The 17,542-nt window shown below is 75.3% G+C and carries 17 protein-coding genes and 1 tRNA gene; 12 read left to right on the top strand and 6 right to left on the bottom strand.

What is annotated here, in order from left to right; genetic code table 11:
* Positions 1-20 precede the first annotated feature (20 nt).
* Both OSB71_RS17495 and OSB71_RS17490 read left to right on the top strand, forming a co-directional pair.
* Positions 21-893, top strand: a complete 873-nt coding sequence (locus OSB71_RS17495) for an aldo/keto reductase (protein ID WP_265949104.1) — start codon at positions 21-23, stop codon at positions 891-893.
* Between the two features lie 238 nt (positions 894-1,131).
* Entirely contained in the window at positions 1,132-1,728 is a 597-nt protein-coding gene (locus tag OSB71_RS17490) for a hypothetical protein (RefSeq protein WP_265949102.1), read from the top strand.
* Positions 1,729-2,453: 725 nt separating this feature from the next.
* Here OSB71_RS17490 and OSB71_RS17485 read toward each other — a convergent pair.
* Positions 2,454-2,540 (bottom strand) — tRNA-Leu (locus OSB71_RS17485).
* A gap of 262 nt (positions 2,541-2,802) precedes the next feature.
* On the opposite strand from OSB71_RS17485, the gene OSB71_RS17480 reads away from it, so the two are divergent.
* The 4 genes from OSB71_RS17480 (at position 2,803) to OSB71_RS17465 (ending at position 5,771) form a co-directional block, all read left to right on the top strand.
* Positions 2,803-3,483: a hypothetical protein gene (locus OSB71_RS17480; RefSeq protein WP_265949100.1), complete on the top strand. Its 681-nt coding sequence runs from the start codon at positions 2,803-2,805 to the stop codon at positions 3,481-3,483.
* 1 nt (position 3,484) lies between these two features.
* On the top strand, positions 3,485-3,931 hold the full coding sequence (locus OSB71_RS17475; RefSeq protein WP_265949098.1) for a phage holin family protein: 447 nt from the start codon (positions 3,485-3,487) through the stop codon (positions 3,929-3,931).
* Positions 3,907-4,548, top strand: a complete 642-nt coding sequence (locus OSB71_RS17470; protein ID WP_265949097.1) for a DUF3618 domain-containing protein — start codon at positions 3,907-3,909, stop codon at positions 4,546-4,548. The genes OSB71_RS17475 and OSB71_RS17470 overlap by 25 nt, the downstream gene beginning before the upstream one ends.
* A 131-nt stretch (positions 4,549-4,679) precedes the next feature.
* Positions 4,680-5,771: a PRC and DUF2382 domain-containing protein gene (locus OSB71_RS17465; protein ID WP_265949095.1), complete on the top strand. Its 1,092-nt coding sequence runs from the start codon at positions 4,680-4,682 to the stop codon at positions 5,769-5,771.
* A 125-nt stretch (positions 5,772-5,896) separates the two neighbouring features.
* Here the strand turns inward: OSB71_RS17465 and OSB71_RS17460 are convergent, their stop codons facing one another.
* Positions 5,897-6,385 (bottom strand): phosphatase domain-containing protein, encoded by a 489-nt coding sequence (locus tag OSB71_RS17460; protein ID WP_265949093.1) that lies wholly within the window; start codon positions 6,383-6,385, stop codon positions 5,897-5,899.
* Positions 6,386-6,455: 70 nt separating this feature from the next.
* Between OSB71_RS17460 and fdhD the strand changes: the two genes are divergently transcribed.
* Positions 6,456-7,307: a formate dehydrogenase accessory sulfurtransferase FdhD gene (gene fdhD / locus OSB71_RS17455; protein WP_265949092.1), complete on the top strand. Its 852-nt coding sequence runs from the start codon at positions 6,456-6,458 to the stop codon at positions 7,305-7,307.
* Here fdhD and OSB71_RS17450 read toward each other — a convergent pair.
* Positions 7,253-8,254 (bottom strand): bile acid:sodium symporter family protein, encoded by a 1,002-nt coding sequence (locus OSB71_RS17450; RefSeq protein ID WP_265949090.1) that lies wholly within the window; start codon positions 8,252-8,254, stop codon positions 7,253-7,255. The genes fdhD and OSB71_RS17450 overlap by 55 nt on opposite strands.
* A 310-nt stretch (positions 8,255-8,564) precedes the next feature.
* Between OSB71_RS17450 and OSB71_RS17445 the strand changes: the two genes are divergently transcribed.
* The 5 genes from OSB71_RS17445 (at position 8,565) to OSB71_RS17425 (ending at position 14,587) form a co-directional block, all read left to right on the top strand.
* Positions 8,565-10,391, top strand: a complete 1,827-nt coding sequence (locus OSB71_RS17445) for an AMP-dependent synthetase/ligase (protein WP_265949088.1) — start codon at positions 8,565-8,567, stop codon at positions 10,389-10,391.
* A gap of 210 nt (positions 10,392-10,601) precedes the next feature.
* The gene (locus OSB71_RS17440; protein WP_323055305.1) at positions 10,602-11,438 is read left to right on the top strand and encodes an aldo/keto reductase; all 837 of its coding nucleotides are present in this window, start codon (positions 10,602-10,604) and stop codon (positions 11,436-11,438) included.
* 91 nt (positions 11,439-11,529) lie between these two features.
* A complete protein-coding gene (locus tag OSB71_RS17435; protein WP_265949086.1) occupies positions 11,530-11,955 on the top strand; it encodes a fasciclin domain-containing protein in 426 nt (141 codons plus the stop codon).
* 326 nt (positions 11,956-12,281) lie between these two features.
* Positions 12,282-13,241 (top strand): LysR family transcriptional regulator, encoded by a 960-nt coding sequence (locus OSB71_RS17430; protein ID WP_265949085.1) that lies wholly within the window; start codon positions 12,282-12,284, stop codon positions 13,239-13,241.
* Positions 13,242-13,435: 194 nt separating this feature from the next.
* Complete coding sequence (locus OSB71_RS17425) at positions 13,436-14,587, top strand: S1 family peptidase (RefSeq protein ID WP_265949083.1); 1,152 nt, start codon at positions 13,436-13,438, stop codon at positions 14,585-14,587.
* 186 nt (positions 14,588-14,773) lie between these two features.
* On the opposite strand, the gene OSB71_RS17420 is transcribed toward OSB71_RS17425, so the two are convergent.
* From OSB71_RS17420 to OSB71_RS17410, 3 genes are all read right to left on the bottom strand, one after another.
* On the bottom strand, positions 14,774-15,091 hold the full coding sequence (locus OSB71_RS17420; protein ID WP_265949081.1) for a 4a-hydroxytetrahydrobiopterin dehydratase: 318 nt from the start codon (positions 15,089-15,091) through the stop codon (positions 14,774-14,776).
* A gap of 71 nt (positions 15,092-15,162) precedes the next feature.
* A complete protein-coding gene (locus OSB71_RS17415; RefSeq protein WP_265949080.1) occupies positions 15,163-16,269 on the bottom strand; it encodes an MBL fold metallo-hydrolase in 1,107 nt (368 codons plus the stop codon).
* On the bottom strand, positions 16,266-17,381 hold the full coding sequence (locus OSB71_RS17410) for an aminotransferase class I/II-fold pyridoxal phosphate-dependent enzyme (RefSeq protein WP_265949078.1): 1,116 nt from the start codon (positions 17,379-17,381) through the stop codon (positions 16,266-16,268). Before OSB71_RS17410 ends, OSB71_RS17415 begins: the two co-directional genes overlap by 4 nt.
* Positions 17,382-17,542 lie beyond the last annotated feature (161 nt).

Below are 17,542 nucleotides of genomic sequence, written 5' to 3'. Positions count from 1 at the left end.
TCTGCCTGGGGACATACCGCGTGCGTGCCGTCGCTCAGGCGGCACGCACCGCCCTGGCCGCCGGTAGCCCCTGGGTCGACACGGCCCCGAACTACGCCCGTGGTCTGGCGCATGAGGAACTGCGCCCGGTTCTCGGGGAGTACCCGACTGTGCGGGTAGCTACGAAGGCGGGGTTCTTCACGGCGGAGCAAGGCCGCACCGCCCTGGCTGAGGGTGTGCTCACCCGCGAGGAGGCGGCCGGTAGGCACAGCCTTGAGCGGGGCTTCGTCCGCTGGCAGACGGAGCGGTCGTTGGCCGCGCTCGGGCGCGTGGACCTGGTGTTCGTGCACAACCCGGAGCACCACGGGCACGGCCTTGACCGTGCCGCTCTGCACGGGCGTGTGCGGGAAGCCTTCACGGCGCTGGAAGAGTTCGCCCATGCGGGCAGGATCGGCGGGTACGGCGTCGCCACCTGGTCGGGCCTGACCTCCGGAGCGTTCAGCGTCCCCGAGTTGCTCACGCTCGCCCGTCAGGCGGCCGGTTCCGCCGAGCACCACTTCACGGGCTTGCAGATGCCCGTCAGCCTGGTCATGGATGCCCCGATCACACAGGCCCTGAACGGCGGCGGACCGCTGGTGCAGGCGACGGACGCGGGGCTGATCACGTTCGGCTCTGCTCCCCTGCACGGGGGCGAACTCCTCGACGCCATGACACCCGAACTGGTGAACCTCATCCGCCCCGGCCTGTCGGCCGCAGCCGCTGCCCTGCTGGCCGCTGGCTCGTGCCCTGGCCTCGATGTCGTCCTCACCTCCGCGAGCACCCGCGAGCACTGGGACGATGTGGCCAAGGCTCTGGCTGCGCCTCTGACGGCCCAGGAACTCAGGAGGGTGACGGATGAACTCGCCGGTGAATGAGGAGGTACAGGCCCTGATGGATGCCGCCCACGACCGGGCGGCCAAGGCACTGGGCCTCACCTGCACGGGGCCGCTGGCGTGGGGCTTCCTCGGTGTCACTCTCGGACGCCGAGCAGGGGACCGGTGGCTACGGGTCAGTCGGACGGCGAAGAGGAACGCGGGCAGGAAGGCGGGGGAAGGCATCGTCGGCGCCTCGGAGCTGGTGCCTGACGGCGTGCCCCGCCCTCACCTGTACGCGGTGCATGACTGGACTGACGGCGAGTGGGCCTTCGAGTCGGAAGTCCTGGACTACCTCACGCAACCCATCGTGTCCCCCGACCGGGCCGACATCGACCACGAACCGGGGTTGCCTGACGAGTGGTGGGCGGACCTTCGCCAAGCCCTTGCCCTGCTCGCTGAAGCGGAGGGAGTGAAGGCAACCGTGCGGGACGGGTGGATCGAACGAGCCTTCCCCCAGTTCCTCGGCATCCCTGCCCCCGCCACGGTGGAGCGGGTGACCGGTCACGGTGACCTGCACTGGGGCAACCTCACCGCCGCGCCCCTGTGCCTGCTGGACTGGGAGCGGTGGGGACGGGTTCCCTTCGGCTATGACGCGGGACTCCTCCACGCCAACAGCCTGCTTGTTCCCGACGTAGCCGCCCGCATCCGCAAGGAGTTCGCGCCGATCCTCGACACCCCCGCCGGCCGAATCGGGGAACTGGCAGCCCTGGCCGAGATGCTGCAAGCCGTAGCCCGTGGCTGGTACCCCGACCTTGCGCCCCACCTCGTGGCCCGTGCAGAGGCGCTCACCGGAGTACGCCCGCCCGTCCCGGTGCACTCCGAGGTGAGCGCCTGACTGCGCCCCTGTGCGCCTGTCTCAGGCACTCTCACCGATGTGCCGGTACAAGGTGGCTCGGCCGATTCCCAGGGCCTTGGCGATGGCTGTGCCGCCGCAGCGAAGTGCTGGGGCGGAAGTGGTCGCTCATCCACTGGGATGAGTGCGCCATCGAACTGGCCTGGGTCGTGGTCGAAGAGGGCAACACCTACCGGCTGCGGAAGCTCACCAAGGACGGAGACGACAACGCGATCATCTACGTGGACCAAGCCCTGATGAACATCCTCAAGTGGCAGAAGGAACGCCAGGACGCGGAGCGGGAGCGGCTCGGGGATCTGTGGGTGGACCATGACCTTGTCTTTGCCCGTGACGGCTTCAAGCTGTACCGGGGCGAGGCAGGCGGACCGCAGGACCCCGGGAAGGTATCGGCCCGCTGGCGGACGGCACGCAACCGTCTGCACCTGCCGGAGAACTTCCGGCTGCACGACTGGCGGGCGTTGAAGATCACGAACGATCTCGACAACCACGAGAACCCGGTAGAGGTCTCGACCAACGCCCGGCACCACTCGCCGGGCTACACGATGGCGCGGTACGGCAGCGCCGCGCTGAGGGAGCGAAGAAGCTGGCTGCTTCGAGCGCCAGCCGTCTCGGCCTGTCATCCCTGGTCTGACCAGGAAGTTCGCTCGGCTGTTGGTCACGCCACGGTCGGAGAAACAGAAAAACCCCAGGTGAACTGGGGTCTCTGCTGGTGTCCGAGGGGGGACTTGAACCCCCACGCCCTTAACGGGCACTAGCACCTCAAGCTAGCGCGTCTGCCATTCCGCCACCCGGACCGGTGCGTTGCGCGGACAACGATACCAAGGTTTCCGGGGCCTTCTCATCCCGGTTGCCGCGGGGCGTCGGCAGGCGGAACGGCCGCCACATGCTGTCACGGCATGGCTGCGCTCGGGTGCGTTCGCCCTGGTCAAGCCCCTTCACAGGCTCGCCGCTAATGGTGTGGAATGAGCCGTTTTGCACGGAAAGGCGTTGGTTACCCGGATGGGTGCGTACGCCAGAGCGACGGAAGCGACTGGAGGAGTACGCCGAGGAGGTTCCATGAGTGACACGGTGAAGGCCGGAGCCGGGCAGGCCCGGCAGGAGGCCGCGGCGACGGGCGGGGAGGCCCGGGAGGCGGCCGGCCGGGTCGCGGGGACGGCGGCCGAGCAGGCCAGGGCCGTGACCGGCGAGGCCCGCGAGCAGGGAATGACGGCCGTCCGGGAGCTGCAGGACCGCGCCCGGGACGAGGCCGAGACGCAGGCGCACCGGACGGCGGAGACCGTGCGGCACTGGGCCGAGGACCTGTCGGGGATGGCCGAGGGCGCCGAGGACGACTCCCCGGCGCGCCGGCTCGTCGCCCAGGTCGCCGACGGGGGCCAGCGGGCCGCCGACTACCTCGACGACCGGGGCGTGGACGGGTTGCTCCAGGACGTGCAGGGCTTCGCCCGGCGGCGTCCGGCGGCCTTCCTGGGCGCGGCGGCCATCGCCGGGCTCGCCGTCGGGCGGCTGGCGAAGGCCGGGTCGGCGTCGCGCGGGAACGGACACGGCGGCGACGGACACGGCGACGGGTACGGCGGGGACGGGTACGGCGGCACCGGGCGCGGGGGCGCCGCACCCGGCGCCGCGCCGGCGGAATCGGCGCGACCGCAGGCGGCGTGGGCCGAGGAGCCGGAGGCCACGGGGTGGCCGGCCCGGTACGAGTCGGAGCAGCAGCGGGGCGTCCCGCGTCGGGAGGTGTGAGATGGCGACCACGTGGACCGCCCGGTCCTCGCGACGTGCGCACCGGCACGACAGGCAGGAGCGGCACGACGGGGAGCCCTCCGTCGGCGAGCTGCTGTCCAAGGTGACCGAGGACGTGCAGCGGCTCGTGCGGCAGGAAGTGGCGCTGGCCAAGGCCGAGGCCCGTGAGGAGGCCACGAAGGCCGGCAAGGCGGCCGGAATGTTCGGCGGTGCGGCCTTCGCTGGCTACATGGTCCTGCTCTTCCTTTCGCTGACCGTGATGTTCGTGCTCTGGGGGGTCATGGACCTCCGGTGGGCCGCACTGATCCTCACCGGCGTGTGGGCGCTGGTCGGCGCCGCGCTGTTCTGGCTGGGCCGGTCCCAGATGCGCCGGGTGTCGCCCACACCCGAGAAGACGGTCGAGACGCTCAAGGAGGACGCCCAGTGGGCACGTCATCCGACAAGGTGAAGGCGGACATCGAGAACAGCCGCGCCGAACTGGCACACGACGTTGACAGGTTGGCCGACCGGACCAGTCCGGGGCGGATCATGCGCAGGCGCCGGGACAGGGCGCGCGGTTCCGTCGGCCGGATGCGGGAGCGCGTGATGGGCTCCGCCTCCGGTGGCGCCGGGCACGCCGGGGCCCGTACGCGGGACGCCGCGCACGCGGTGCGGGACACCGCGGGGCAGGCGGGCGACACCGCGCGCCGGGCGCCGGAGCAGGCGCTGCGGGAGACGCAGGGCAGCCCGCTGGCCGCCGGGCTGGTGGCGTTCGGCGCCGGGGCCCTGGCCGCGTCCCTGCTGCCGGGCTCGCAGTCCGAGGAGCGGGCCGCGTCACGGCTGGCGGAGCACGCCGAGCCGGTCCGGGAGGCGGCCGCGGAGTCCGCGCGCAGCCTGCGCGACGACGCGACGCACTCGGCCCAGGAGGCGGTGCGGGACGTGCGGGAGTCGGCCACCGGCGCCGCGCGCGACGCGCAGGAGCAGGCCCGCGCCGAGGGCGAGGGGCTGCGCGACCGGGCCCGGCGTTCCGGGCAGACCGTGGCGGACGAGGCACGGGAGCGCGGCGATAGCCAGGGGCGGCCCTGAGCCGCCGCGGCCCTGAGCCACCGCGGCTTTGAGCCGCCGCCCGGCGCGGGTGCGCGCCCCGCCCCCCGGCACCGACGCAGGAGCCGGCCAGGCCGGGACACCGACAGCACCCGGACAGGAGGAGCAGGAAAGTGATCACTCGAAACCAGATACCCACGGTCCTCGACCACCCCGTGTACGGCTCCGACGGCAAGAAGCTCGGCGAAGCGCGGCACGTGTTCGTCGACGACGCCACCGGTGAGCCGGAGTGGGTCAGCGTGAAGACCGGCATGTTCGGCACGCACGAATCGTTCATTCCCGTCCGCGACGCCACGGCCGTGCAGGACCACCTCGAAGTCCCCTACTCCAAGGACCAGGTCAGCAGCGCGCCCCACGTGGACGTCGACAGCGGCGGGCATCTGTCACAGGACGAGGAGCACCGCCTGTTCGACCACTACGGCATCGCCTGGGACGCCTCCTGGCGGGAGGCCAACCGGCCCGGCCCGGGCGGCTGGGCGCGCGGCGAGTCCCGGCCCGGCGCCGGCCGGGGCGACGGTACGGGGGCCGGGCCCGGAACGGCCGCGGGCGCGGGGCCGGCGGCCGGGGCGATGGGCGCGGGCACGGCCGAAGCCCCCGCCGGGACCGGCCGGCACCGCAAGCCGGCCCAGCAGGACGCGGACCGCGCGAACCCGCGCGGTCGCCAGACGACACCAGGAGCTGAGGACATGCGCGGACGGGACGAGGCACGCGGCCGCGGCGGCACGGGCGGCGGCGAGGAGTCGCGCCGGCTGATGCGCGGCGAGAACTCCGGGCAGGCCGAGAAGGCCGCTCACGCTGGCGACGACTACATGACGCGCTCCGAGGAGCACCTGCACGTGCGCGCCGAGCGCCAGGAGACGGGGCACGCACGGCTGCGCAAGTACGTCGTCACCGAGGAGGAGCAGCAGACGATCCCGCTGCGCAAGGAGCAGGTCAGCCTGGAGCGGGAGCCGATCACCGAGGCCAACCGCGGTGCGGCGCTCAGCGGCCCGGAGATCGCCGAGAGCGAGTACGAGGTGACGCTGCACGAGGAGCGGCCGATGGTCGAGAAGCGGGCGGAGCCGGTCGAGCGCGTGCGGCTGCGCGTGGAGGAGCGCACGGAGAACGAGACCGTGCGCGGCCAGGTCCGCAAGGAGCGGATCGACGCGGAGTCCGACACGCCGGACGGCATCCCGGAGGGCCGGGGCGAGCGCCGCCGGCGGTAGGCCCGCGCGAACCGGCCGGGCCGCGCCCCGGCGGCCGCACGCACCGGCGACGGCACGCACCGGCGAGGCCGGGCACCCCGGTGGCGGGACGGAAGCAGCGCTCCGGCCCGCCACCGGCGGCGTGCTCAGGTGCGGCCCTCCTCCTGCTGCGCCCGCCGGAGCGTGGCCTCGGCCGACGTGGGCGCGGGCATCCAGTCGGCCTCGACGACGGGGAAGCCGGCGGCCCGGTAGGCGGCACAGACCTCCGGGTCGTCGTCCACGACGACCGCGACGGACCGGTCGGCGGCCAGCGCCCGCAGCAGCTCCAGCTTGGCGACCTTCGAGGGCCGGAAGTCGGCGCGGGCCCGCATCCGCAGGGGGCCGGTGGGCAGGCCCTGCGCGGCGAGCCAGCGCTCGGTGGCGCGGCGGGTGCGCTCGGGACGCCCGGTGACGTAGCCGAGGTCGCAACTCTGCGCCCAGCGCCGCGCCAGCTCGATCCCGGCGGCCAGCGGCGGGTCCTGCGGCGCCGCGCCGAAGAAGGCGTCCCAGTCCTTCGGCCGGCCCCGCAGGTGGTGCAGGCGGTGCCGGGCGTCGCTGAGGGTGCCGTCCAGGTCGAAGACCGCGATGCTGCGCATGCCGTCAGCCTACGGGCGCCCCGCCGCGGGGCGGAGCGGGGCGCCGCCCGCCATGGTGGAGTATGGGGGCATGGGTCGAGTGACGGAGCGGCGACGGGTCGTGCGGGTGCGGGACGGTGCGGTCAGCGAGCGGCCGGACACGCTGGCCGCCGAGGAGCCGCTGGAGATCAGGTTGAACGGCACCCCGCTGACGGTCACGATGCGCACCCCGGGGGACGACTTCGCCCTGGCCGCCGGCTTCCTGGCCGGGGAGGGCGTGCTGGGCGACCCGGCGGAGCTGGCGAACATCGTGTACTGCGCGGGCGCCACGCGGGACGGGTCCAACACCTACAACGTCGTCGACGTACGCCTGGCGCCCGGGGTGCCGGTGCCGGACACGGAGCTGGCGCGCAACGTCTACACCACCTCCTCGTGCGGGGTGTGCGGCAAGGCGAGCCTGGACGCGGTGCGCACGACGGCGCGCTGGCCGCTGCCGGACGCCGGCGCCACGCGGCTGGACACCGAGGTGCTCGCGGCGCTGCCGGACAGGCTGCGCGCGGCCCAGCGGGTCTTCGACCGCACCGGCGGCCTGCACGCGGCGGCGCTGTTCACCTGGGACGGCGAGCTGCTGGACGTGCGGGAGGACGTGGGGCGGCACAACGCGGTGGACAAGCTGGTCGGCCGCGCGCTGCGGGAGGGGCTGCTGCCGCTGTCGCACGCGGGGCTGCTGGTCTCGGGGCGGGCCTCGTTCGAGCTGGCGCAGAAGGCGGTGATGGCGGGCGTGCCGGTGCTGGCCGCCGTCTCGGCGCCGTCGTCACTGGCGGTGCGGCTGGCGGCCGAGACGGGGCTGACGCTGGTGGGGTTCCTGCGCGGGGCGTCGATGAACGTCTACGCCGGGGCGGAGCGCCTGGTGCTGCCGGGTGGGGGCGGCGCCGGTTCCTGAGCGGCGGCGGCCCGCCGGGCCAGCACCGCGCACACCATGAGCTGGAGCTGGTGGAAGAGCATGAGCGGCAGCACGGCGAGGGAGGCCTGCGGCCCGAACAGGACGGCGGCCATGGGCAGTCCGGCCGCCAGGGACTTCTTCGACCCCGCGAACACGATCGCGGTGCGGTCGGCGCGGGCGAAGCGCAGCGCCCGGGCCCCGTAGGACGTCAGCGTGAGCATGAGGGCCAGCAGCACTGCCTCGGTGCCGAACAGGGCCGCCAGCCGCCACGGCGGGAGCTGGCCCCACACGCCCTCGACCACGCCCCGGCTGAACGCCGCGTAGACGACGAGCAGGATCGCGCCCCGCTCCAGCAGGCCCAGCCGCGCCCGGTGCCGGGTGACGAACCCGCCCACGCGCGGGCGCAGGAGCTGCCCGGCCAGGAAGGGGGCGAGGAGCTGCCCGGCGATGGCGAGCAGGCCGTCCGCGGTGAACCCCCCGGCGGTGCCGATCAGCGCGGCGGCCAGCAGCGGGGTGAGCACCATGCCCAGGAGACTGGAGTAGGTGCCCGCGCAGATCGCGGCGGGCACGTTGCCGCGCGCGAGCGAGGTGAAGGCGATGGCGGACTGCACCGTGGAGGGCACGACGCACAGGAACAGCAGGCCGTGCCACAGCTCTTCGGTGAGCACGTGCGGCACGAGCGCCCCGGCGGCCAGGCCCAGCAGGGGGAAGACGGCGAAGGTGCACAGCAGCACGGTCACGTGGAGCCGCCAGTGCCGCAGCCCGGCCACGGCCTCCCGGGTGGACAGCCGGGCCCCGTAGAGGAAGAACAGCAGCCCGACGCCGACCGAGGAGGCGGTGCGGACGGCGTCGGCCGCGCCGCCGGTGGCCGGGAGCAGCGCGGCGAGCGCGACGGTGGCGACGAGGAGCACGATGAAGGGATCGAACAGGGTGGCGAGGCGGCGCATCCGTCCACTGAACCACGGACCGCGCACCGCCCCGTCGACGTCCGCCCCGTGACCCGCGCCGCGCCCACCGCCGCCCGGCAGGCGGTGCGCGGCGCGCGGGGCCGCTGCGCCGGGTCGGCGGAGGTTGTGTGCAGATCCGGCGGACGCCGTCCGTGCGGTGCCGCGGGAACGGGGCCCGGCCGCCCCCGGGGCGTCCGAACCGCCGGGTTTGCCCCCCACTGACCTGCACCAACCGCCTTCCGGGGCCGCGCGCGCCTCGGGTACGGTCACTCACGCTGTGCATCTGTGCACACGCGGGAGGAGGCGGCCCGTGCGCGATGTCACCGTCCCGGCCGTGGTGACGCAGGCCCCCGTCGGCGGCCTGGCCGACACGGTCTTCGCCCGGGCCGAGCGCGAGCCGGACCTGGCGGTGCTCGCGCGCAAGGACGCCCGGGGCCGCTGGCGGGACGTGCGCGCGGCCGACTTCCGCGACCAGGTGCTGGCGGTGGCCAAGGGGCTGCTCGCGGAAGGCGTCCGGTTCGGTGACCGGGTGGCGCTGATGTGCCGCACGCGCTACGAGTGGACGCTGCTGGACTTCGCCCTGTGGTCGGTGGGCGCCCAGTCGGTGCCGGTCTACCCCACGTCCTCGGCGGAGCAGGTGTGGTGGATCCTGCACGACGCCGGAGTGAGCGCGGCGATCGTGGAGAGCGAGGACCACGCGATGACGGTCGGCTCGGTCATCGGCCGGCTGCCGATGCTGAAGCGGCTGTGGCAGGTCGACGCGGGGGCCGAGGAGCATCTCGTGGCCGCGGGGGCGCACCTGGCGGACAGTGTGGTGGACCGGCACCGCAGGGCGCTCACCCCCGACGTCCCGGCCACGGTGCTCTACACCTCGGGCACCACCGGGCGGCCCAAGGGCTGCGTGCTGACGCACGGCAACTTCATGGCCGAGTGCGACGGCATGCTGGCCCACTACGAGCGCGTGATCCGGCCGCGTCCGGGCGCGCGGCCCTCGACGCTGCTGTTCCTGCCGCTGTCGCACGTCTTCGGGCGGATGGTGCAGGTGGCGGCGGTGCGCGGCGGGGTGAAGCTGGGCCACCAGCCGGCGTTGACGGCCGCCGAGCTGCTGCCGGACCTGGCCGCCTTCCGGCCCGGGTTCTTCCTGGCCGTCCCCTACGTCTTCGAGCGCCTGTTCACCGCCGCGCGCCGCCGGTTCGAGGCCGAGGGCCGGCTCGCCACCTTCGACCGGGCGGTGGAGGTGGCGGTGCGCTTCGCCGAGGCGAGCGAGGCGCGGGCCTTCGGCGCCGGGCCCGGGCCGAGCCCGGCGCTGCGGGTGCGGCACCGGGTCTTCGACCGGCTGGTGTACGCCCGGTTCCGTCAGGCGCTGGGCGGCCGGTGCGCGGCGGCGATGTCCGGCGGCTCGGCGCTGGAGCGGCGGCTGGGGCTGTTCTTCGACGGCGCGGGCGTCCGGATCTACGAGGGGTACGGACTGACGGAGACCACCGGCGGCGTCGTCGCCAACCCGCCCGGGCGCGTGCGGTTCGGGACCGTGGGCCGGCCGCTGCCGGGGGCGTCGGTGCACATCGCCGACGACGGCGAGGTGTGGGTGCACGGCGCGCAGGTGTTCCGGGGCTACCACAACAGCCCGCAGGCCTCCGCCGACGCGCTGTACGAGGGGTGGCTGGCCACCGGCGACCTCGGCTCGCTCGACGAGGACGGCTACCTGACGATCACCGGGCGCAAGAAGGAGATCCTGGTGACCTCCGGTGGCAAGAGCGTCTCCCCCGGGCCGCTGGAGGAGCGGGTGTGCGCGCACCCGCTGGTGGCGCAGTGCCTGCTGGTCGGCAACGACCGGCCCTACGTGGCGGCGCTGATCACGCTGGACCCGGAGGCGGTCGCGCACTGGCTGGCCCTGCGGCACCGGCCGGCCCTGGCACGGCGGCGGGTGGTGCGCGACGCCGAACTGGAGGCGGAGATCCGGCGCGCGGTGCTGGCCGCCAACACCCGGGTCTCCACGGCGGAGTCGATCCGCGCCTTCCGCGTCCTGGGGACGCGGTTCACCGAGGAGAACGGTCTCCTCACGCCGTCGCTGAAGCTGCGGCGGGCCGTGATCGAGCGGGCGTACGCGGCGGAGATCGACCGGCTCTACCGCACCTGAGCGCCTCCGGGGGGCCACGCCGCGGCGCCCGGGCGCCCGAGCCGGACGTCGGAGCGGGACGTCGGACCCGGACGCGGATCCGAGCACCGGACGCGGCCGGCGGATGCGGTCGGCGCGCTCCGGCCGCGGGCGTCCGGGAATGCGCGGGCGCCGTCGTACGTTCACCCTGGGAGTACGCGCACCACCGACCGACGTGAGGACCCCGCACACGTGAGCAGCGTTCCCCGCATCACCCTGAACAACGGCGTCACCATGCCGCAGCTCGGCTTCGGCGTCTGGCAGGTGCCCGACGACGAGGCGGCCACCGCCGTCGCACGGGCCCTGGAGGCCGGCTACCGCAGCATCGACACCGCCGCCGCCTACGAGAACGAGGTGGGCACCGGCCGGGCGATCGCCGAGTCCGGGGTGCCGCGCGAGGACGTCTTCCTCACCACGAAGCTGTGGAACACCGAGCAGGGGTACGACGCGACGCTGCGCGCCTTCGACGCCTCCCTGGAGCGCCTGGGCACCGACTACGTGGACCTGTACCTGATCCACTGGCCGGTCCCCATGTTCGACCGCTACGTCGACACCTGGCGCGCGTTCGAGAAGCTCGCCACCGACGGCCGGGCGCGGGCCATCGGCGTCTCCAACTTCCAGCCCCCGCACCTGGAGCGGCTGCTGGCCGAGACGTCCACCGTGCCGGCGGTCAACCAGGTCGAGCTGCACCCGCACTTCCAGCAGGAGCAGCTCCGCACCTTCAACACCGCGCACCACATCGCCACCGAGGCCTGGTCGCCGCTGGGTCAGGGCAAGGACGTGCTGACCGAGCCGTCGGTCGGGGCGATCGGGCGCAAGCACGGGCGCACCCCCGCGCAGGTCGTGCTGCGCTGGCACCTCCAGCTCGGCAACGTGGTGATCCCCAAGTCCGTCACCCCGTCGCGCATCACCGAGAACTTCGAGGTCCTCGACTTCGAGCTGGACGCGGAGGACATGTCCGCGATCGCGGCCCTGGAGACGGGCTCCCGGCTCGGCCCGGACCCGTCCACGATGGACTTCATGGGCTGAACCGGCCCGCCCCGCGCCGCGCCCGTGCGCCGGGCTGCCCCGCACGCCGCGCCCCGCAGCCCCGGGTCGCGGCGTGTGGCGTGTGCGAGCGGTGGGGGACCGGAACGCCCGGGAGGCGACCACGGAGGCCACCGGGGACGCCACCGCCGGCCGGGGCGGCGGCACCCGGCCGTTCGGCGGGGCGTGCTCGGCCGCCCCGGCCGAGGGCGAGGGAGGCGTCGACGGCATGGCCGACGACCCGGTGGCCACCGCGGCGTCCGGCCACCCGGAGCCGTCCCCGCTGGTCCAGGCCGTCCAGGCGGCCGGGTTGGTGGACACCCTCACCAGCGCCGAGGACTTCACCGTCTGCGCGCCCGCCGACGACGCCTTCGCCCAGCTCCCGGAGGAGGACCCGAACGCGCTGCCGGAGGACCGGAGGAAGCTCACCCAGGTGCTGACCCACCACGTGGGGGCGAGCGCCTGGGCCCGGCCGGCCCGCGGGGCCGCGCCGCCAAGGCCCTCGCGGAGCAGGAGCTGAAGACCTCCGGCTCGGGCGAGGAGTACCGAGGACTACCCAGAAGTACCCAGGAGTACACCGTGGACGACGAGGCCGCCGTCGTCTGCGGCCCCGTCCCCGCCGCCAACGCGACCGCGTACCTCGTCGGCTCGGTCCTCATGCCGCTCTCCCGACCCGTCCGGCGTGCGCCCGGTGCGCGGAAGCGTATTGCCCCGCGCCTCCCCGGGGCCTAATTTCTCGGTGCGACCTGCGTCGTCAGGGCCCACCCCGCTCCCCCACGCGGGCGCAGGCCGCCATCGGCCCACCCGGCGACCCCGGGCGGGCTCGGGCCACGGAGAAGAGGACGCATGGACCTGGAGCTACGGCACCTCAAGGTCGTCCGGGCGATAGCGGACGCGGGCAGCCTCACCCGCGCCGCCACCGCACTCGGACTCGCCCAGTCCGCGCTCAGCGCGCAGCTCAAACGCATCGAACGGGCCCTGGGCGGGCCGTTGTTCGTCCGGGACCGGGGCGGCGCGCGGCCCACGCCCCTGGGCGAGCTGGTGCTCGACCGGGCCCGGGTGGTGCTGCCCGCGATGCGGCAGTTGGAGGAGGACGCCAAGCGGCTGGCCGGGGCGTGGCAGGCCGCGCCCCGCTTCCGGCTCGGCGGCACCCACGGGATGCTGCTGGGCGCGCTGGTGGACCACCTGTCGGCCGCGCATCCGACCGCACCGGTGAGCACCTACACCTCCTGGTCGCAGGAGGACGTCGCCGCGCAGGTGGTCGACGGGCGGCTGGACTTCGCCCTCACCGGGGTGTGCAGCGACGCCCTGCCACCGGAGTCGGACCGGCTGGAGTGGCGCACGGTGGCCTGCGACCCGGTGTTCGTCCTGCTGCCGGCCGACCACCCGCACGCCGGTGAAGCCGAGCTCGAACTGGGCAAGCTGGCCGAGGAGCGCTGGACGAGCACACCCGGCGACGGCTGCTTCGGGGACTGCTTCGCCGCCGCCTGCGCCCAGTCGGGCTTCACCCCGGGGCCCCTGTTCGAGACGGACACCTCCTCGTGCGTCCACCTGGTGCAAGTGGGCCGGGCGGTGGGGCTGTGCCGGGCCACGTTCCCGCCCACGCCCGGCGTGGTGACCGTCCCGCTGGCCGGGACGCCGCTGAGCTGGCGGCACGTCCTGGGCCACGACCCGGCCGGGCCGGCGGCCGGCGCCGCGCCCGCGGTGCTCGCCTCCGCCCGGCAGGCGCACCGGGAGGCGGCGGCCCGCAACCCCCGCTACGCGCGCTGGCTCGCCTCCGACGCCCCGCACCGGCGCGGCCGCTGACCCGGGCGGCGCCGGCACCCGCGCTGACCCCGGTCGGCGCCCACCCGGCCGCCGGAGTCCGGTCGGCCTCCGGCGCGGAGGCCGACCGGACGTGTCTTCCATCACACCGTAAGAGGGATTGGTTGGCAGGTACACGCCCGATCGAGTGATGGCTAACTTGATCAGCGCACCCCCCAACACCGAGGAGAACCCCCATGCTCCACAGACGACGTGCGCTCACCGGCGCCGCCGCCGCAATCGCCGCCCTGGGCCTCATCAGCACCCTCCCCGTCACCGCGGGCGCCCAGGAGCTGCCCCAGGCCAAGCCGTCGGTCGAGATGCCCGCGGGCATGCTCAAGGCGATGGAACGCGACCTCGGCCTGACCCCGGCCGAGGCGAAGGCCCGGGTCGTCAACGAGGCCGAGGCCAGCAAGCTCGCGCCCAAGCTGGAGAAGGCGCTGGGCAGCGACTTCAGCGGCGCCTGGGTCTCCGGCGCCACCGCCGAACTCGTCGTGGCCACCAGCGACCGCGACCAGGCAGCCGCCATCGAGAAGGCCGGCGCCACCGCCAAGGTCGTCGAGCACAGCCTCGGCGAGCTCAACGCGGGCATGAAGAAGCTCGACAAGGCCGCCCAGGGCGCCGCGAAGGACGCCGCGTCGGTCTGGTACGTCGACGCCGAGTCCAACAGCATCGTCGTGCGGTCGGCCGACCCGGCCGAGGCCCGTCAGCTCGTCGCCGACAGCGGTGTGGACGCCGGCGCCGTGCGCGTCGAGAAGTCCGAAGAGGCCCCCCGGCCGCTGTACGACGTGGTGGGCGGCGACGCCTACTACATGGGCAGCGGCGGCCGCTGCTCCGTCGGCTTCGCGGTGCGCCGCGGCTCGACGCCGGGCTTCGCGACCGCGGGCCACTGCGGGCGCGTCGGCACCTCGACCTACGGGTACAACCGGGCCTCCCAGGGCACCTTCCAGGCCTCCTACTTCCCCGGCCGCGACATGGCCTGGGTGGCGGTCAACAGCTCCTGGAACCCGACCCCCTACGTGCGCGGCAGCAGCTACCGCGTGGCCGGCTCCCGGCAGGCCCCGGTGGGCTCGTCCATCTGCCGCTCCGGCTCGACGACCGGCTGGCACTGCGGCACCGTCCAGCAGCACAACACCTCCGTGCGCTACCCCGAGGGCACCATCTCCGGCGTGACCCGCACCAGCGTGTGCGCCGAGCCCGGTGACTCCGGCGGTGCGTACATCTCCGGCAGCCAGGCGCAGGGCGTCACCTCCGGCGGCTCGGGCAACTGCCGCACCGGCGGGACGACCTACTTCCAGCCGCTCAACCCCATCCTCTCCTCCTACGGCCTGACCCTGGTGACGGGCTGACGCCCCTCGCCTCACGGGCCCCCCGGTCTCCGGACCGGGGGGCCCTCGGCCGTCCCGCCCCGGCCGCCGCGGGGCGGCGTGCCACACGGACGGCGACGTGGTCAGCGGCGGTGGCCGCACCGGACCCCCGGTGCGGCCACCGCCGTTCGTGGGCACGCGGCCCGCCCGCGCCGGGCGGGGGGCGGCTCAGGCGTCGTCGCTCGCGCCGTGCGCGGGTGCCGCGTCCTCGATGCGGCGGGCCAGTCGCGCGTCCAGCTCCGTGATCCGGTCGCCCGCGCTGTGCGTGACCACCGACACGGCCAGCGTCCGGTAGCCGAGGGTCAGCTCGGCGTGGTGGTCCAACTCGTCCTGGATGGCGGCGACGTGCACCACGAACGCCGCCGCGTGCCGGTGGCCGGGCAGCCGGTAGGTGCGCGCCAGCCGGCCCCCGTCGGCGGACCAGCCGGGCAGCTCGGCCAGCGCGGTGGACAGTTCGGCGTCGGTCAGCGGTTGCGGCCTGGCCATGGCGGGGCTCCTTCTCGGGTGCGTCTTCTCGGGCGCGTCGTCGGTGGGCGTCGCGGTGCGGGGGGGGCGCGTCAGCGCGCGGGCAGGGCGCGGGAGCCGCCGACGGGCAGGTCCCACAGGTCCTCGGCGGGACGTCCGTGCGCCGCCCAGGCCTTCCGCACCCGGATCAGCGGTTCGAGCGGCGGCTCGCCGGACAGCAGGAACGTGCCCCAGTGCATCGGCGCCATGCGCGCGGCGCCCACGTCCCCGCAGGCGCGGACGGCCTCCTCCGGGTCGGTGTGCACGGGGCGCAGCAGCCGCCGCGGCGCGTAGGCGCCGATGGGCAGCAGCGCGAGGTCGATGCCGGGCAGCCGGCGGCCGATCTCCGCGAACCAGTGACCGTAGCCGGTGTCCCCGGCGAAGTAGACCCGCCGCCCGTCCGGCGCGGTGAGGACCCACCCGCCCCACAGCGAGCGGCAGCCGTCCGCCAGGCCGCGGCGCGACCAGTGGTGTGCGGGCACGAAGTCGAACCGCACGTGGCCACCGCCGGGCGCCGCGAGTTCGGCCGCCTCCCACCAGTCGAGGTCGGTGACGGTGGTGAAGCGGCGCCGCCGGCACCAGCCGGCCAGGTTGGCGGGGACGAACAGCGGGGTGTCCCGGGGCAGCCGGGCCAGGGTGGGGGCGTCGAGGTGGTCGTAGTGGTTGTGCGAGATGACGACGGCGTCGATGGGCGGCAGGTCCTCCCACGGCACGCCGACCGGGGTGATGCGGGCGGGCGTGCCGAGGATGCGGCGGGACCAGACCGGATCCGCGAGCACCGTCAGACCGGCGATGGAGATCACCCAGCTCGCGTGGCCGGCCCACGTGACGGCCACGGTGCCGGGGCCCGCGGACGGCAGCGGGCCGGGCGCCACGGGCAGGCGCGGGCGCTGGGCGCGCAGCACCTCCTGCTCCGGCCGCATGCCGCCGCGCCAGGTGGCCCGCAGGATGGCGAGCGGGCCGGGCAGCGGCTCGCCGAGCCGGTCGCCGAAGCCGCCGGTCCACCGCCGGCGCGCGCCCAGCGGCCGCACCGGACCGGTGCCGCCCGCCGCCGGTTCCGCCGCGTCCACCGGGGGCGAGCCGCGCCGGGCGGGCCGTGCGCCCCGCCCGGCCCCCGGGAGCTGTCGTACGTGTTGCTGTCGCTGTTCCTGTTCGGTCATCCTTCGCTTCCCGTCAGGTCGGCCAGCGCGGCCTCCACTCGCGCCAACGCTTCGGCCCCCGCGCGGGGTTCCGGCAGTGGGCCGCCCGGCGCCCGGTGCGGCGGCGCGGTGGTGGCCAGGCGGACGCGGAGGGCGTGCGGGTCGTCCCCGAAGCGGTGGCCGCCCAGTACGGCCGAGCCCAGCCGGGGCACGAGCGCCGCCTCCAGCGTGGCCGCGTCCCGCACCCCGCGCTCGGCCAGGCGGCCGCGCAGGGGTTCCAGGTCGGGGTAGAGGTGGCGTCCGGCCTGCGGGGGGCGGCACAGCCCTCCGGCCGCGGTGACGGCCTGGCACAGCGCGGCGGCGTGCCGTCCGTGCGCCCGCGCGACCGAGGCCCGCTCGGCGCCGCGGTCGGCCGTTTCCGCCAGGGCGGCGGCGCTCCGCGCGGCGGTGGCGGCCGCCGGTTCCGGCAGCCGCAGGGCGGTCAGGACACCGCGCACGGCATCCGCCAGCTCCCGGCCGCGCGCGGTCCCCGGCAGCCGGGCGAGCGCCGGGGCGGGGCGGGCCGACGCGGCGTCGGGCGGCGGCAGGCAGGGCGAGAGATCCGTCAGGAGCACGACGCCCTCGGCGTCGGGGGCCCCGGGCGCGTGCAGGATCTCGGCGGGGCTGACGATGACGGTGCCGTGCGGGTCGTGCACGGTGTCGCGCCAGCTCTCGTCACTGACGACGAGCAGCCCCGCCTCGGCGGCGGCCTCGCACACCTCGTGCAGCAACTCCGGCGGCGGCACGGTGCCCGTGGGGTCGTCGGCGACGGAGAGCACGAGCACCCCCGGATCACCGCCTGCCGCGCGCTCCCGGCGCACCGTCTCCAGCAGCACGAACGGGTCCGGGACGCCACCGCACTCGGCCGGCGTCGGCAGGAGGTGGACGGCGCGGCCGAGCAGCCGGGCCTGCTCCGCGTGCCAGGGCGGGCCCGGCCGGGGCAGCAGCACGCCGCGCGGCCCCGTGGCGGCGAGCACGGCCAGCAGCAGCACCCCGGCCGCCGGGGCGTACACCACCTGCTCCGCTCCGGTCGGCAGCCCGCGGCGCTGCCAGTAGCCACGGGCGGCGTCCACCACGTCGTCCGGACCGCGCATCCTCGCCTCCGCTCGTCCCGTCCAACGATGGCAGAACCCGCCGGGCCGCGCCGCGCGGAAGGGGGCGACCGGTGCGCGCGGCGCGGCCCGGCGGCGGGCCTACGGCGGGCGGCGGGGCCCCCCCCCGGGGGTCCCGGCCGCCCGCCGGCCCCCGCGGCGCC

The organism is Streptomyces marinisediminis (assembly GCF_026262575.1).
GTDB classification, from domain to species: Bacteria; Actinomycetota; Actinomycetes; order Streptomycetales; family Streptomycetaceae; genus Streptomyces; species Streptomyces marinisediminis.
Note: the sequence above shows the minus strand (reverse complement) of the source record. Positions and strands in the feature narration are given on the sequence as shown.

Bases quoted from the DNA above. Each gene is read 5' to 3' on its own strand.
- OSB71_RS17450 (WP_265949090.1), bottom strand. From the start codon at position 8,254: ATGCGCCGCCTCGCCACCCTGTTCGATCCCTTCATCGTGCTCCTCGTC.
- OSB71_RS17460 (WP_265949093.1), bottom strand. From the start codon at position 6,385: ATGCGCAGCATCGCGGTCTTCGACCTGGACGGCACCCTCAGCGACGCC.
- OSB71_RS17475 (WP_265949098.1), top strand. From the start codon at position 3,485: ATGGCGACCACGTGGACCGCCCGGTCCTCGCGACGTGCGCACCGGCAC.
- OSB71_RS17425 (WP_265949083.1), top strand. From the start codon at position 13,436: ATGCTCCACAGACGACGTGCGCTCACCGGCGCCGCCGCCGCAATCGCC.
- fdhD (WP_265949092.1), top strand. From the start codon at position 6,456: ATGGGTCGAGTGACGGAGCGGCGACGGGTCGTGCGGGTGCGGGACGGT.
- OSB71_RS17480 (WP_265949100.1), top strand. From the start codon at position 2,803: ATGAGTGACACGGTGAAGGCCGGAGCCGGGCAGGCCCGGCAGGAGGCC.
- OSB71_RS17430 (WP_265949085.1), top strand. From the start codon at position 12,282: ATGGACCTGGAGCTACGGCACCTCAAGGTCGTCCGGGCGATAGCGGAC.
- OSB71_RS17420 (WP_265949081.1), bottom strand. From the start codon at position 15,091: ATGGCCAGGCCGCAACCGCTGACCGACGCCGAACTGTCCACCGCGCTG.
- OSB71_RS17415 (WP_265949080.1), bottom strand. From the start codon at position 16,269: ATGACCGAACAGGAACAGCGACAGCAACACGTACGACAGCTCCCGGGG.
- OSB71_RS17410 (WP_265949078.1), bottom strand. From the start codon at position 17,381: ATGCGCGGTCCGGACGACGTGGTGGACGCCGCCCGTGGCTACTGGCAG.